Here is a 15,280-nt window from a genome sequence, read left to right as displayed (position 1 = left end):
ATTATTCACCTTTAAAAAATTGAAACATGTCTCTGACTAAAAAAAGAAAAGTGGCTCAAGCTAAGGTGGATAATAACAAAGCTTATTCCCTTAAAGATGCTTCTGCACTCGTAAAAGAAATTAACTGCACTAAGTTTGACAGCTCTGTGGATGTACACGTTCGTTTAGGTGTAGATCCTAAGAAAGCTGATCAGGCTATCCGTGGTACTGTAACCTTACCGCATGGTACCGGTAAAACAAAAAGAGTATTGGTTCTCTGTACTCCTGATAAAGAAGCCGAAGCAAAAGCTGCCGGCGCTGATCATGTAGGTTTGGATGAATTCATTACTAAAATTGAAGGCGGCTGGGTTGATGTAGATGTAATCGTTGCAACTCCTGCTGTAATGCCTAAGATTGGTAAACTGGGTAAAGTACTCGGTCCCCGTAACCTGATGCCCAATCCTAAAACAGGTACAGTAACCAATGATGTTGCTGCTGCTGTAAATGAAGTGAAGGGCGGTAAAATTGCCTTCAAGGTTGATAAAGCAGGTATTGTACATGCTTCTGTAGGCCGTGTAAGTTTCTCTCCTGAGAAAATTGCTGCCAACGTACAGGAGTTCCTCAATGCAATAGTAAAAGCGAAGCCTTCTACTGCAAAGGGAACATACCTGAAGAGCATTTACATGGCCAGCACCATGAGCCCCGGTATTTCCATTGACACAAAATCATTCATGAACTAATCCTTTCAGGGTTTAAAAACACAAAGTCATGACAAAAGATCAAAAGAACGAAGTGATTGAACTGCTGAAAGGCAAATTCAGTCAATACAATAATTTCTACATTACAGATACTGAATCTTTAACAGTAGAACAAGTGGGTAAACTGCGCCGTGCCTGTTTCAACAAGAATGTTGAAATGAAAGTGGCTAAGAACACCCTTATCAAAAAAGCATTGGAACAAATTGATGCAGAGCGTTACACCGGTGTTTACGAAGCACTCAATAACGTAACCGCATTGATGTTCTCTGAAAATCCGAAAGAACCGGCAATGATTCTTTCTACGTTCCGTAAAGAAAGCAATGGTGATAAGCCTGTACTCAAAGCAGCTTTCATTAACGGTGATGTGTACAGCGGCGACAACCAGTTGAAGGCGCTCACACAGATCAAAACAAAGAACGAACTCATCGGAGAAGTTATCGGATTGTTGCAATCTCCTGCTAAGCGTGTACTTTCTGCTTTGTTACACAATGCAGAGAAGAAAGGTGAAGCTGCTGTGGCAGAGTAAGTAGCCCCTATCCCCTAAAGGGGGACAAGGAATACAAATCAAGTTCTTAAAATTAATAGCTCTTACTCCCCTTCAGGGGATGGGGGCACAACCAATGCCGATGAGGTTCAAATGCGGCACAATTAAATAACCATCCGCCGGACTCCTGAAGAGAATGAAGGCGGTTAAAAAGTAAAACAATGGCAGACGTAAAAGCATTAGCCGAATCATTAGTAGGCTTAACAGTAAAAGAAGTTCAGGAATTAGCTGAAGTATTAAAATCAGAGTACGGTATTGAACCTGCTGCTGCTGCAGTAGTTGTAGCTGCAGGTGACGGTGGTGGTGCTGCTGCTGCTGAAGAAAAAACTGCTTTCAATGTAATCTTGAAGAGCGGTGGTGCTTCTAAGCTCAACGTAGTTAAGATCGTTAAAGACTTAACCGGTCTTGGATTGAAAGAAGCGAAAGACTTAGTAGACGGAGCACCTAAGCCAATTAAAGAAGGTGTTTCTAAAGCAGAAGCTGATGAAATTGCAGCTAAGCTGAAAGAAGCAGGTGCAGATGTAGAAATCGCTTAATTGAACTTTGCATAGAAGTAGAACAATCCCGCCAAACGGCGGGATTTGTTTTTATGACGCTTAGTGTTCAAAAAACCCGCCTCGCAAATTTTGTTCCAAACCACAATCTCCCTAACTTTGCCTCCCTTAATTAAGGCTGAATAGCAAGTTGGCGCCCATTTACAGTCATAAATAACTGAAAATCAATTTATCTCGTCTTTGCAAAAAGACAGGAGCTATTCGTGTGCACAAACATAAAAACCGGTTAGAAACGTATGTCTTCATCAAGAGTTGCAGCAAACAAAAGAATCAATTTCGGAAAAGTGAAGAATCTGGCAGAAATTCCTGACCTCCTGGGAATCCAGATTCAATCCTTCAAAGACTTTTTCCAGTTAGAAACTACACCAGACAAGCGTAACAATGAGGGTCTCTTTAAAGTGTTCAAGGAAAACTTCCCGATCACTGATACCCGTAACATCTTCGTTCTGGAGTTCCTTGATTATTTTATTGACCCGCCCCGTTACACCATCGACGAATGTATGGAGCGTGGTTTAACCTACGCTGTTCCCCTCAAAGCCAAACTCCGTTTGAGCTGTAATGATGAGGAGCATGTAGATTTCCAAACCATTGTACAGGATGTGTTCCTCGGAAACATTCCTTACATGACGCCCCGTGGTACATTCGTTATTAACGGTGCTGAGCGTGTAGTAGTTTCTCAGCTTCACCGTTCACCCGGTGTATTCTTCGGTCAGAGCATTCACCCGAATGGAACCAAGATTTACTCTGCAAGGGTAATTCCTTTCAAAGGTGCTTGGATGGAATTTGCTACAGACATCAACAATGTGATGTATGCTTACATCGACCGTAAGAAAAAATTCCCTGTAACAACTCTGTTGCGTTCTATCGGCTTTGAAACAGATAAAGATATTCTGGAACTGTTTGGTATGGCTGATGAAGTGCCTGCTGATAAAAAAGCCCTGGCAAAACACGAAGGCAAGCGTTTGGCGGCCCGTGTACTCCGCAGCTGGGTAGAAGATTTTGTGGATGAAGATACCGGTGAGGTAGTGAGCATTGAGCGTAATGAAGTGGTATTGGAGCGAGATTCCATCCTGGATGCTGAAGCCATTGAAATGATCAGCGAAATGGAAGTGAAGAGTGTGTTCATTCAGAAAGAAGAAGTGAGTGGTGATTTTGCCATTATCTACAATACATTAAATAAAGATACTTCAAACAGTGAGTTAGAAGCGGTACAGCACATCTATCGCCAGTTGCGTGGTGCTGATGCTCCTGATAATGAAACAGCCCGTGGTATTATTGATAAATTATTCTTTAGTGATAAGCGTTATGATTTGGGCGAAGTAGGTCGTTATAAAATCAACCGCAAGCTCAACTTAAACTTCCCTAAAGAGAAGAAAGTATTAACGAAGGATGATATCATCTCTATCATTAAGTACTTAGTAAAACTTACGAATGCCAAAGCGGAGATTGATGATATTGACCACCTGAGCAACCGTCGTGTACGTACAGTGGGCGAGCAGTTGTATGCTCAGTTTGGTGTGGGTCTGGCACGTATGGCACGTACCATTCGTGAGCGTATGAACGTACGTGACAACGAGGTGTTTACTCCGGTGGATTTGATTAATGCAAGAACACTTTCTTCAGTGATCAACTCTTTCTTTGGTACATCACAGTTATCACAGTTCTTAGATCAAACCAACCCGCTTTCTGAAATCACGCACAAGCGTCGTATCTCAGCTTTAGGTCCCGGTGGTTTGAGTCGTGAGCGTGCCGGCTTTGAGGTGCGTGACGTACACTACAGTCACTATGGTCGTCTTTGTACGATTGAAACTCCTGAAGGTCCGAACATTGGTTTGATCTCTACTTTGTGCGTACATGCCAAAGTAAATGATATGGGCTTTATTGAAACACCTTACCGTAAAGTAGATGATGGTAAAGTTGATTTCAAGAAACTCACGTACTTAAGTGCAGAAGAAGAAGATACAGCGAAGATTGCACAGGTGAATGTGGAAGTGGATGAGAAAGGACATTTATCAGAAGAGAAAGTCCGTTCACGTGAAAGTGGTGACTTCCCGATCCTGGATAAAGCAGAAGTAGAATATATGGATGTTGCGCCCAACCAGATTGTAGGTTTGAGTGCTTCGTTGATTCCGTTCCTGGAGCATGATGATGCCAACCGTGCCCTGATGGGATCAAACATGCAACGCCAGGCGGTACCGTTAGTACGTCCACAGGTACCTATTGTAGGTACAGGATTGGAAGCCATGGCCGCACGTGACAGCCGTATTCAATTAACATCAGAAGGTAACGGTGTGGTTGAGTATGTAGATGCCAATGAAATTCATGTGCGCTATAACCGTAATGATGAGCAGAAGATGGTAAGTTTTGAAGAGGACCTGAAAGTGTACAAACTCACCAAGTTCATCAAAACCAACCAGAGCACTTGTATCAACTTAAAACCATGTGTTGCAAAAGGACAGGCTGTAAAAGAAGGTGACTTCCTTACAGAAGGTTATGCTACAAAAGATGGAGAGCTGGCATTGGGCCGTAACCTGAAAGTGGCGTTCATGCCATGGAAAGGTTACAACTTTGAAGATGCCATCGTAATTAATGAAAAGATTGTACGTGAAGACTTGTTTACTTCTGTACACGTAGAAGAATATGAACTGGAAGTGCGTGATACAAAGTTGGGTGAAGAAGAATTAACTCCTGATATTCCTAATGTAAGTGAAGAGGCTACCAAAGACCTCGACCAAAACGGTATCATCCGCATTGGTGCTGCCATTAAAGAAGGTGATATCCTCATTGGTAAAATCACTCCTAAAGGTGAAAGCGATCCAACTCCTGAAGAGAAGTTATTGCGTGCCATCTTTGGTGATAAAGCCGGTGATGCAAAAGATGCTTCATTAAAAGCACCAAGCGGAACAGAAGGTGTGGTGATTGATAAGAAACTCTTCCAGCGTGCGAAGAAAGATAAGAATAGTAAGATCCGTGAAAAGGCATTGTTGGAGAAAGTAGAGAAGATTCATGAGAAGAATATCAACGACCTGATGGAGTTGCTGCTTGGCAAACTTACAGGTCTGTTGAAAGATAAAGCAAGTGCCGGTGTAAGTAACAACTTTGGTGAAGTGTTGATTGGTAAAGGTGCGAAGTTCAATCCGAAGAACCTTGCAGGTATTGATTACCAAAACGTAAATCCTCTTGGATGGACAGGTGATGCACATGTAGATGAGCTCATCAACCAGTTGCTCCACAACTATAACATCAAGTACAACGAAGAACTCGGCCGTTACAAGCGTGAGAAATTCAACATCAGCATTGGTGATGAATTACCTGCAGGTGTATTGAAGCTTGCGAAAGTTTACCTGGCTGTGAAGCGTAAACTGAAAGTGGGAGATAAGATGGCGGGTCGTCACGGTAACAAAGGTATTGTGGCTAAGATTGTACGTGCAGAAGATATGCCGTTCCTTGAAGATGGAACTCCTGTTGATATTGTACTGAATCCATTGGGTGTACCAAGCCGTATGAACCTTGGCCAGATTTATGAAACGGTGCTTGGCTGGGCAGGTGAAAAACTTAATGTACGTTTTGCAACTCCCATCTTTGATGGTGCTACTGTTGAAGAAATTGCAGGCAATATTGAAAAAGCAGGATTGCCAAGCTTCGGTCATACATTCCTGTATGATGGAGAAACAGGTGAGCGTTTCCACCAGAAAGCTACAGTGGGTATCATTTATATGATTAAACTGCATCACATGGTGGATGATAAGATGCACGCCCGTTCTATCGGACCCTACTCACTCATTACACAACAGCCGCTGGGTGGTAAAGCTCAGTTTGGTGGTCAGCGTTTTGGTGAGATGGAGGTATGGGCATTGGAAGCGTACGGTGCATCCAACATCCTGCAGGAGTTACTCACTATTAAATCTGATGACATCATCGGTCGTGCCAAGACTTATGAAGCCATCGTTAAGGGTGACAACATTCCAAGACCGGGTGTTCCTGAATCCTTCAACGTATTGGTGCATGAATTAAGAGGATTGGGACTGGATCTGAAGTTTGAAGAATAAAAAAGGCAGAGCCATGAGCTTGCAGCCATGAGCTGCGAGCTGTAATTATAACACAATTAGTAACAGTAAATAAAAAGTAACAAGCTCATAGCTGGTTGCTTGAAGCTAAAAGCTCAAAACATATGGCATTCAAAAAAGACAATCGTCAAAGACCAGTTTTCTCAAAAATTACCATTGGTCTTGCGTCTCCCGATACCATTCTGGAACGCAGTTTTGGTGAAGTGTTGAAGCCCGAAACAATTAACTACCGTACTTACAAACCTGAACGTGATGGTTTGTTTTGCGAGCGCATTTTTGGTCCTGTAAAAGATTATGAGTGTGCCTGCGGTAAGTACAAGCGTATTCGTTATAAAGGCATCGTGTGCGACCGCTGCGGTGTGGAAGTAACAGAAAAGAAAGTACGTCGTGAGCGCATGGGTCACATTAAACTTGTGGTGCCTGTAGTGCATATCTGGTATTTTAAATCATTGCCCAACAAGATTGGTTATTTACTGGGTATGAGCTCTAAGAAATTAGAGACGATTGTTTATTACGAGCGTTACGTGGTAATACAGGGCGGTGTAAAAGAAAACCTCAATAAAGGTGATTTGTTAACCGAAGAAGAGTACCTGGATTTGCTGGATACACTTCCTAAGGATAATCAATACCTGCCTGACGAAGACCCCAATAAGTTTATTGCGAAAATGGGTGCTGAAGCTGTGCATGATTTATTGGCACGTATTGATCTTGATGATTTGAGCTACACGTTGCGTAACGCTGCAGCTAATGAAACTTCTCAGCAACGTAAGGCGGATGCCTTAAAGCGTTTGAGTGTGGTAGAAGCTTTCCGTGAAGCGAATTTGAATATTACCAACCGCCCTGAGTGGATGGTAATGCAATACATTCCTGTTATTCCTCCGGAACTGCGTCCGTTAGTGCCTTTGGATGGCGGTCGTTTTGCATCAAGTGATTTGAATGATTTGTATCGTCGTGTAATCATCCGTAATAATCGTTTGAAGCGTTTGTTGGAGATTAAAGCTCCTGAAGTAATCCTTCGTAACGAGAAGCGTATGTTGCAGGAAGCGATTGACAGCTTGTTTGATAACTCAAGAAAATCAAACGCCGTAAAAGCTGAAGGCGGTCGTGCATTGAAATCATTGAGTGATGTGTTGAAAGGTAAACAAGGTCGTTTCCGTCAAAACTTACTCGGTAAGCGTGTTGACTACTCTGGTCGTTCTGTAATTGTAGTAGGCCCTGAATTGAAATTGCATGAGTGCGGTTTACCAAAAGATATGGCTGCTGAATTGTTTAAGCCATTCATCATCCGTAAGTTGATTGAAAGAGGTATTGTAAAAACAGTGAAGAGCGCAAGGAAATTGGTTGATAAGAAAGAAGCTGTTGTTTGGGATATCCTTGAAAATATTTTGAAAGGTCATCCTGTGATGCTCAACCGTGCCCCAACGCTGCACCGTTTGTCTATCCAGGCCTTTCAGCCGAAGTTGATTGAAGGTAAAGCCATTCAATTACACCCGCTGGTAACGAGTGCCTTCAACGCCGACTTTGACGGTGACCAGATGGCGGTACACGTACCGTTAAGCAATGCTGCTGTATTAGAAGCACAATTGCTGATGTTGGCGAGTCATAACATTCTTAACCCGCAAAACGGTACACCAATCACCCTTCCTTCACAGGACATGGTGTTGGGTCTGTACTACATTTCAAAAGCAAAGAAATCTACTGCTACTGAAACAGTGAAGGGTGAAGGCAAAGCATTTTACTCTCCTGAAGAAGTGATTATTGCCTACAATGAAGGTCGTGTAGATCTGCATGCGCCAATCAAAGTAAAAGCCAATGTTCGTGAAAACGAAACACTGGTAAACAAGTTGATTGAAACAACAGTAGGTCGTGTGATCTTTAACCAGCATGTACCAAAAGAAGTAGGTTTTGTAAATGCGGTATTGACGAAAAAGAACCTTCGTGAAATCATTGGTGATATTATTGAAATTACGAACGTACCAAAGACTGCTAAGTTTTTGGATGACATCAAACAGCTTGGTTTCCGTATGGCTTACCAGGGTGGATTGTCGTTCAACATTAATGACCTGATCATTCCTGAAATCAAAGCCGAGTTGGTTGATAATGCACAAGGTGAAGTAAGTGAAGTATGGGATAACTATAACATGGGTCTTATCACCAACAACGAACGCTATAACCAGATCATTGATATCTGGAGCCGTGTGGATACACGTGTAACAGAAACATTGATCCGTGAAATGGCAACAGATAAACAAGGATTCAACTCCGTGTTTATGATGCTGGATAGTGGTGCCCGTGGTAGTAAGCAGCAGGTAAAACAGCTGGCCGGTATTCGTGGATTGATGGCGAAGCCACGTAAGAGTGGTTCTACCGGAAGTGAGATCATTGAAAACCCGGTTCTTTCCAACTTTAAAGATGGATTGAGCGTATTGGATTACTTCATTTCTACACACGGTGCCCGTAAAGGTCTTGCGGATACTGCGTTAAAAACTGCGGATGCGGGTTACTTAACCCGTCGTCTCGTTGACGTTGCACAAGATGTGGTGATTAATGATGAAGATTGTGGTACACTGCGTGGTATTGCTACCAGTGCACTGAAAGATAACGAAGATATTATTGAACCATTGAGCGATCGTATTGAAGGACGTACTTCATTACATGATGTTTATGATCCTCAAACCGATGTTTTGATTGTAGGGGCAGGTGAAGAAATTACCCCTGCTGTTGCACGCAAAATTGAAGACGCAGGTATTGAAACAGTTGAGATCCGTTCTGTATTGACTTGCGAAAGCAAGCGTGGTGTGTGTGTGAAGTGTTATGGTAAAAACCTGGCCACAGGTGCCATTGCACAAAAAGGTGATGCAGTAGGTATCATTGCGGCACAATCCATTGGTGAGCCTGGTACACAGTTAACACTCCGTACCTTCCACGTGGGTGGTGTTGCGGGTTCTGCATCAGTAGAAAGTGCATTGCCTGCTAAGTTTGATGGTACTGTTCAGTTTGATGGTTTACGTACTGTAACTACAACGAATAACGAAGGCGATAAAGTACAGATCGTAATCGGTCGTACCGGTGAAGCAAGGATCATGGATCTGAAAAATGATCGTATCCTCATCACCAACAACATTCCTTATGGTGCAACCTTAACAGTGAAAGAAGGTCAGCAGATTAAGAAAGGTGATGTGTTATGTACCTGGGATCCGTTCAACAACGTAGTAGTTGCTGAAATTGCAGGTAAGATCAAGTTTGAAAACATCATTGATGGTATTACGTTCCGTGAAGAAGCAGATGAGCAAACCGGTCACAGAGAGAAAGTGGTAATTGAAACAAAAGATAAGACCAAGATTCCTGCGTTGATTGTAGAAGGAAGCAAAGATGTAAAATCTTATAACCTTCCTGTAGGTTCACACATCGTAATGGAAGAAGGTGATGAAGTAGTAGCCGGACAGGTGTTAGTGAAAATTCCACGTGTACTTGGTAAATTGAAAGATATCACGGGTGGTCTTCCACGTGTTATGGAGTTGTTTGAAGCCCGTAACCCAGGTAACCCTGCTATTGTTTCTGAAATTGATGGTGTGGTAGCATTTGGTGCCATTAAGCGTGGTAACAGGGAGATCATTGTAACCAGTAAGGATGAAGTAACCAAGAAATACTTAGTGCCTCTTACACGCCAGATCCTGGCACAGGAAGGCGACTTTGTTAAAGCAGGCAGCGCCTTGAGCGATGGACAAATTGCTCCCGGTGATATCCTTACCATCAAAGGTCCTTTTGCAGTACAGGAATACGTGGTAAATGAAATTCAGGAAGTATATCGTTTACAGGGTGTAAAAATCAATGATAAACATATTGAGGTGATCGTTCGCCAGATGATGAAGAAAGTAGAAATCATTGATGCGGGTGATACCAAGTTCTTAGAAGAAGATTTAGTGGATCGTTTCGAATTCATTGATGAGAACGACCGCATCTTTGATAAGAAGGTGGTAACAGAGCCCGGCGACAGTAAGTTCCGTCCCGGTCAAATCATCACCCTCCGTGAACTGCGTGAAGAAAACAGTGTGCTGCGCCGTGCTGATAAGAAGTTGATTGAAGTACGTGATGCACATCCTGCTACTGCACAACCGGTATTGCTGGGTATTACCAAAGCTTCATTGGGTGTACAAAGCTGGATTTCTGCAGCATCCTTCCAGGAAACAACAAAGGTGTTGAGCACTGCAGCCATAGAAGGTAAAACGGATTACTTACTTGGATTGAAAGAGAATGTAATCACCGGTCACGCAATCCCTGCAGGTACAGGCTTGCGTGAGTTTGAAAACATGATCGTGGGCAGCAAGGAAGAATATGAATTGCTGTTAACCACCAAGGAAGCGATGAGTTTTGACGACGAAGAATAACCATTAGTCGAATATTTTCAACGCCTCAACATTCATTTGTTGAGGCGTTTTTCATTGTAAGAATGGCGCATCTGTTAATGCATTCTTAAAATTCATTTCAATTTTTTTGAAAGGCGTTGAATGTGTTACTTTGCCCGCTATGAAAGGATTTCAGAGTATATTATTGTATGTGGTAACGGCTGCAGTTGCGGTTTTATTTGTATTGCATTTTACTGCCGGTAAAAAATCATCATCTCCGGCATCTGATAAAAAAGAAGCAAAGGACCCTAATGATTCAGCACGTCATATCAAGGTTGCTTATATTGATCTGGATACCATACAGAAGTACTATGAATTTTTCAAACTGAAGAATAACGAAATTGAATCTGATAAACAGCGTATCGATAACCAGATTCAGAGTGATCTTTCCAAGCTGGAAAATGACCGGGTTGCTTTCTTAAAACGTGGTCAATCCATCACCCAGCAGGAAGCAGAAGCATTTCAGCAGGAGTACCAGTCAAGATATCAGCAAATAGGTCAACGTCAGCAAACACTCCAGAATCAACATTTAGACCGCCAGGCAAAAGCCATTGATGATATTCAAAAAAGAATCAACCTGTTTCTGCAGGGTTATAATCAATCAAAGCGTTACGATTTTATTTTCTCCACCCAGGAAGGAAATCCTACTTTGTATTATAAGGACAGTGCCTTTAATATTACTGCTGACGTGATTAAAGGCCTCAATGAAGAATATAAAAAGACCAAGAAACAGTAAGGGTACCGGTTTTAAAATCAGCTTCCTTTTTTACGGTTAATGCTTATCTTCCGTTTCAATTCTGAAACGAAAACCAACCCCATGTCACAAACTGAATTTAAACCCACTTTGGGATTGCTGGATGCTACCATGATTGTAGCGGGCAGTATGATCGGTTCCGGTATTTTTATTGTTAGTGCAGATATTGCCCGAAATGTAGGCAGTGCCGGATGGCTGATTGCTGTATGGCTGATCACCGGCTTAATGACTATAATAGCTGCCGTTAGCTATGGTGAACTAAGTGGTATGTATCCAAAAGCTGGTGGGCAGTATGTTTATTTAAAGGAAGCATTTAATCCCTTGGCAGGCTTTTTATACGGATGGAGTTTCTTTGCAGTGATACAAACCGCTACAATTGCAGCAGTTGGTGTAGCATTTAGCCGATTCACCGCATTTCTAATTCCTGCGGTTGGTGAAAAAAATATTCTATGGGGTATTGAAAATGGTTTGAATGAAGCAGGTGTAATGCAATATTCTTTCTCAATAAGTGCCGCACAATTATTGGCAATACTGTTGATTATAATATTAACTTATACAAATACTAAGGGTATTCAAGGCGGTAAAATAATTCAAACAACATTTACTTCGGCAAAGCTTCTTTCCCTTTTTGGGTTAATTATTTTAGGCTTTTTACTCGCTAAAGAAAATTTTTGGGCACAAAATTGGGAAACAGGATTACAATCTGCTCAGTTGGAAAAGGGAGCTGATGGGAATTTCTTACAAAATGGCAATTGGTTACCAATATCAGGAACTGCTTTAATTGGGGCGATTGCTGCTGCTATGACGGGTTCAATATTTAGCAGTGATGCTTGGAATAATGTAACATTTATAGCAGGAGAAATTAAAAATCCAAAACGTAATATCGGCTTAAGTCTTTTTTTGGGAACATCAGTAGTTACTATTATCTATATTACCGCTAATTTAATGTACCTCTATGTTCTTCCATTAACAGGTACAAATAGTATTGCTTTTCCGGAAGGTGAGCGTGTTGCTGTTGCAGCTTCAAATTCAATATTTGGAACAGCTGGCTCTATTATTATTGCTGTTATGATCATGATCTCAACTTTTGGTTGTAATAATGGATTAATACTTGCTGGTGCCAGAGTTTATTATACTATGGCTAAAGACGGTTTGTTCTTTAAAAAAACAGGTGAATTAAACAAGAATGCAGTTCCCGAATGGGCAATGTGGGCACAATGTATTGTCGCATGTTTATTGTGCTTAAGTGGTAGATATGGTGACCTTTTGGATATGGTATCATTTGTTGTGGTATTATTTTATGCACTTACAATATTTGGAATTTTTAGATTACGAAAAACCAAACCACAAATAGATAGACCTTATAAGGCTTTTGGTTATCCCATTCTCCCTGCCTTTTATATATTACTGGCAGTAACTTTTTGTGTATTCTTGATCTTAATGAAGCCGAAGTTTGCATTAATTGGACTTGGAATTACATTGATTGGAATACCGTTGTATTATATTGCTGTAGCTTCGCAAAAGAAATAAAACAATGCGTGTGAATTTTGAACAATTATTTCAGCAATTTCAATCTATTAAAGCCGGAGTAATAGGTGATGTAATGCTTGATTCCTATTTATGGGGGAAGGTAGAACGTATTTCACCGGAAGCTCCCGTGCCGGTTATTACACTGGAGAAAAAAGAAGCCCGTATTGGCGGTGCCGGAAACGTAGCATTGAATCTTGCTTCACTCGGAGCACAGGTAAGTATGCTGAGTGTGATGGGGTCAGATGAAGATGGCCGTCAGTTGAAAGGATTATTGGAAGATCAAAAAATCAAGACTGATTTTTTATTGGAAAGCAGCAAACGTATAACCACTAATAAAACACGTATCATCAGCCGTAATCAACAGATGATGCGGGTGGATAATGAAATTACTGCTGATCTTGGTTATGAAGATGAAAACAGGTTGATACTGGCTGTACAACATTTTATTGCCCAGGAAAAACCGGATGTGATTGTTCTTGAAGATTATAACAAGGGAGTATTAACAGAAACAGTGATCCGTAAAGTTATTGATTTGTGTAAGCATCATCGCATTATCACGGCGGTTGATCCGAAGCGGAAAAACTTTTTTACCTACACAGGTGTAGATATTTTCAAACCGAATTTAAAAGAAGTAAGAGAAGCACTGAACATACTTTCAGCAAAAGCTGATATAGAATCGCTTCAGAGTATTCATGAGCAATTACATCAACAGCTGAAGCATCAGATTTCGTTTATTACGCTTTCAGAAAAAGGCGTTTTCTACAGAGATTCCAAAGAAAGCAAAATCATCCCTTCACATCTCCGCAATATTGCTGATGTGAGTGGAGCAGGTGATACAGTGATTGCCACAGCGGCATTGGTATTTGCTGCTACCGGAAATACAGAACTGATGGCTGAAATTTCCAATATAGCCGGTGGTCTTGTATGCGAAGAAGTAGGTACGGCAGCCATCAACAAAGACCGTTTGTTACAGGAGTGTAAACATTTACTTAATTAATGCTGCATGCAGTAGTAGTTGTTTGCAAGCCATTATATTTATTTAATTCTTTCTGATTATTAGCATGAGTCAACCATTCTCTATAGCCATTCATGGTGGTGCAGGTACCATTTCAAAAAATGATCTTTCACCTGAACAGGAAGCGGCTTATCATCTTGCTCTTAGTGAAGCGTTGGCAGCAGGGTATTCTTTACTCGAAAAAGGAGCTTCTGCTATGGATGCAGTAGCCGCAGCAGTAGTATCATTGGAAGATTGTATTCTTTTTAATGCCGGCCGTGGTGCTGTGTTTACGAAAACAGGAACACATGAAATGGATGCATCCATTATGGATGGAGCTTTCTTACAGGCGGGTGCAATTACCTGTGTAAAGCAGGTGAAGAATCCTGTTTTGTTGGCAAGGGCGGTTATGGAAAAGAGTGAGCATGTAATGTTGAGCGGCGAAGGAGCTCTTCAGTTTGCTAAAGAGCAGCAACTGAAACTGGAAGAAGAAACTTATTTCTTTTCGCAATTCCGTTATGAACAATGGCAGTTAGTAAAAGATGAACAAACAATAGCGTTGGATCATAATATTAAAACAGAAAAAAAGTTTGGAACAGTTGGCGCTGTGGCTTGTGATGCAAAGGGGAATATTGCAGCCGCTACCAGTACAGGTGGTATGACCAATAAAAACTACAATCGTATTGGCGATACACCCATCATAGGAGCCGGTACTTATGCTAATAACCGAACCTGTGCTATTTCCTGTACCGGGCATGGAGAGCTTTTTATAAAAGCAGTAGCTGCTTATGATGTAAGTTGTTTGATGGAGTATGAAGGATATACTTTGCAGCAGGCAATGGAAACCGTTACGCTGGATAAACTGGTAAAGATAAACGGAGAAGGAGGAATGATTGGTACAGATGCAAACGGGAATGTGGCTTTGGTTTTTAACAGCGAAGGAATGTATCGTGGATGGCAGAAGAGTAACGGAGAAAAAGTAACGGCTATCTATCAATAATACATCTCTGTCTTATCTTTGACATATGCAGAAATACGCCGTAATTGTTGCCGGAGGTTCCGGGAAAAGAATGGGTACTGAAATTCCCAAACAGTTTTTATTGTTGAAGGGCAAACCGGTATTGTATTATACCATCCATGCATTTCAGAAAGCATTCAATGATATCAGGATTATTCTTGTTTTACCCGAAGAACATCTGGAATTAGGAAAAGAAATTGTAGATGGTTATTTTGATGCCTCCGGTATCTTAATTACAAGAGGTGGTGAAACAAGATTTCATTCAGTACAAAACGGGTTAAAACTTATTGAAGAAGAAAGTATAATATTTGTGCATGATGGTGTTCGCTGCCTGTTAAGTACACAGTTGATCCAACGTTGCTTTGAAACAGCTATGGAAACAGGAAGTGCCATACCTGTAACGGATTGTAAGGATAGTGTCCGGCAGGTTTCTGAAGCCGGTAATGAAGCCATTGACCGCAGTAAATTAAAACTGGTACAAACGCCACAAACATTTCACAGCAAAATTCTCCTGCCTGCTTTTGAAATTGATTATAAAGAACGGTTTACTGATGAAGCCAATGTAGTGGAAGCCTTTGGTTTGAAAGTAACACTGGTGCCTGGTGAGGAAACCAATATTAAGATTACGAATCCTGTTGATTTGGTTATTGCTGAAAGTATCCTTGAAAATTGATCA

10 protein-coding genes are annotated in these 15,280 nt (G+C 41.4%); all 10 read left to right on the top strand.

Annotated features, from left to right (window positions below; translation table 11 throughout):
• Positions 1-32 precede the first annotated feature (32 nt).
• On the top strand, positions 33-719 hold the full coding sequence (gene rplA / locus PDL71_RS14805) for a 50S ribosomal protein L1 (protein ID WP_407528425.1): 687 nt from the start codon (positions 33-35) through the stop codon (positions 717-719).
• A gap of 28 nt (positions 720-747) precedes the next feature.
• Positions 748-1,263 carry a 50S ribosomal protein L10 gene (rplJ, locus tag PDL71_RS14800; RefSeq protein WP_407522430.1) on the top strand — a complete coding sequence of 172 codons (516 nt, stop codon included), beginning with the start codon at positions 748-750 and terminating at the stop codon, positions 1,261-1,263.
• A 179-nt stretch (positions 1,264-1,442) separates the two neighbouring features.
• Positions 1,443-1,817 carry a 50S ribosomal protein L7/L12 gene (rplL, locus tag PDL71_RS14795; RefSeq protein WP_407522428.1) on the top strand — a complete coding sequence of 125 codons (375 nt, stop codon included), beginning with the start codon at positions 1,443-1,445 and terminating at the stop codon, positions 1,815-1,817.
• A 254-nt stretch (positions 1,818-2,071) separates the two neighbouring features.
• Positions 2,072-5,884 carry a DNA-directed RNA polymerase subunit beta gene (gene rpoB, locus PDL71_RS14790; protein WP_407522426.1) on the top strand — a complete coding sequence of 1,271 codons (3,813 nt, stop codon included), beginning with the start codon at positions 2,072-2,074 and terminating at the stop codon, positions 5,882-5,884.
• Between the two features lie 122 nt (positions 5,885-6,006).
• On the top strand, positions 6,007-10,290 hold the full coding sequence (gene rpoC / locus PDL71_RS14785) for a DNA-directed RNA polymerase subunit beta' (RefSeq protein WP_407522424.1): 4,284 nt from the start codon (positions 6,007-6,009) through the stop codon (positions 10,288-10,290).
• A 139-nt stretch (positions 10,291-10,429) separates the two neighbouring features.
• Positions 10,430-11,044: an OmpH family outer membrane protein gene (locus tag PDL71_RS14780; RefSeq protein WP_407522422.1), complete on the top strand. Its 615-nt coding sequence runs from the start codon at positions 10,430-10,432 to the stop codon at positions 11,042-11,044.
• An 81-nt stretch (positions 11,045-11,125) separates the two neighbouring features.
• Positions 11,126-12,592 carry an APC family permease gene (locus PDL71_RS14775; protein ID WP_407522420.1) on the top strand — a complete coding sequence of 489 codons (1,467 nt, stop codon included), beginning with the start codon at positions 11,126-11,128 and terminating at the stop codon, positions 12,590-12,592.
• A 10-nt stretch (positions 12,593-12,602) separates the two neighbouring features.
• Positions 12,603-13,589, top strand: a complete 987-nt coding sequence (locus PDL71_RS14770; protein ID WP_407522418.1) for a bifunctional heptose 7-phosphate kinase/heptose 1-phosphate adenyltransferase — start codon at positions 12,603-12,605, stop codon at positions 13,587-13,589.
• A gap of 64 nt (positions 13,590-13,653) precedes the next feature.
• Positions 13,654-14,586, top strand: a complete 933-nt coding sequence (locus PDL71_RS14765) for an isoaspartyl peptidase/L-asparaginase family protein (RefSeq protein WP_407522416.1) — start codon at positions 13,654-13,656, stop codon at positions 14,584-14,586.
• Positions 14,587-14,611: 25 nt separating this feature from the next.
• Positions 14,612-15,277 carry a 2-C-methyl-D-erythritol 4-phosphate cytidylyltransferase gene (locus tag PDL71_RS14760; RefSeq protein WP_407522414.1) on the top strand — a complete coding sequence of 222 codons (666 nt, stop codon included), beginning with the start codon at positions 14,612-14,614 and terminating at the stop codon, positions 15,275-15,277.
• The last annotated feature ends 3 nt before the right edge of the window (positions 15,278-15,280 follow it).

Source organism: Lacibacter sp. MH-610 (genome assembly GCF_045780045.1).
GTDB lineage: Bacteria > Bacteroidota > Bacteroidia > Chitinophagales > Chitinophagaceae > Lacibacter.
Note: the sequence above shows the minus strand (reverse complement) of the source record. Positions and strands in the feature narration are given on the sequence as shown.

Excerpts from the sequence above, each read along its gene's own strand:
- rplJ (WP_407522430.1), top strand. The coding sequence starts at position 748 with ATGACAAAAGATCAAAAGAACGAAGTGATTGAACTGCTGAAAGGCAAA.
- rplL (WP_407522428.1), top strand. The coding sequence starts at position 1,443 with ATGGCAGACGTAAAAGCATTAGCCGAATCATTAGTAGGCTTAACAGTA.
- rpoB (WP_407522426.1), top strand. The coding sequence starts at position 2,072 with ATGTCTTCATCAAGAGTTGCAGCAAACAAAAGAATCAATTTCGGAAAA.
- rpoC (WP_407522424.1), top strand. The coding sequence starts at position 6,007 with ATGGCATTCAAAAAAGACAATCGTCAAAGACCAGTTTTCTCAAAAATT.
- PDL71_RS14780 (WP_407522422.1), top strand. The coding sequence starts at position 10,430 with ATGAAAGGATTTCAGAGTATATTATTGTATGTGGTAACGGCTGCAGTT.
- PDL71_RS14775 (WP_407522420.1), top strand. The coding sequence starts at position 11,126 with ATGTCACAAACTGAATTTAAACCCACTTTGGGATTGCTGGATGCTACC.
- PDL71_RS14765 (WP_407522416.1), top strand. The coding sequence starts at position 13,654 with ATGAGTCAACCATTCTCTATAGCCATTCATGGTGGTGCAGGTACCATT.
- PDL71_RS14760 (WP_407522414.1), top strand. The coding sequence starts at position 14,612 with ATGCAGAAATACGCCGTAATTGTTGCCGGAGGTTCCGGGAAAAGAATG.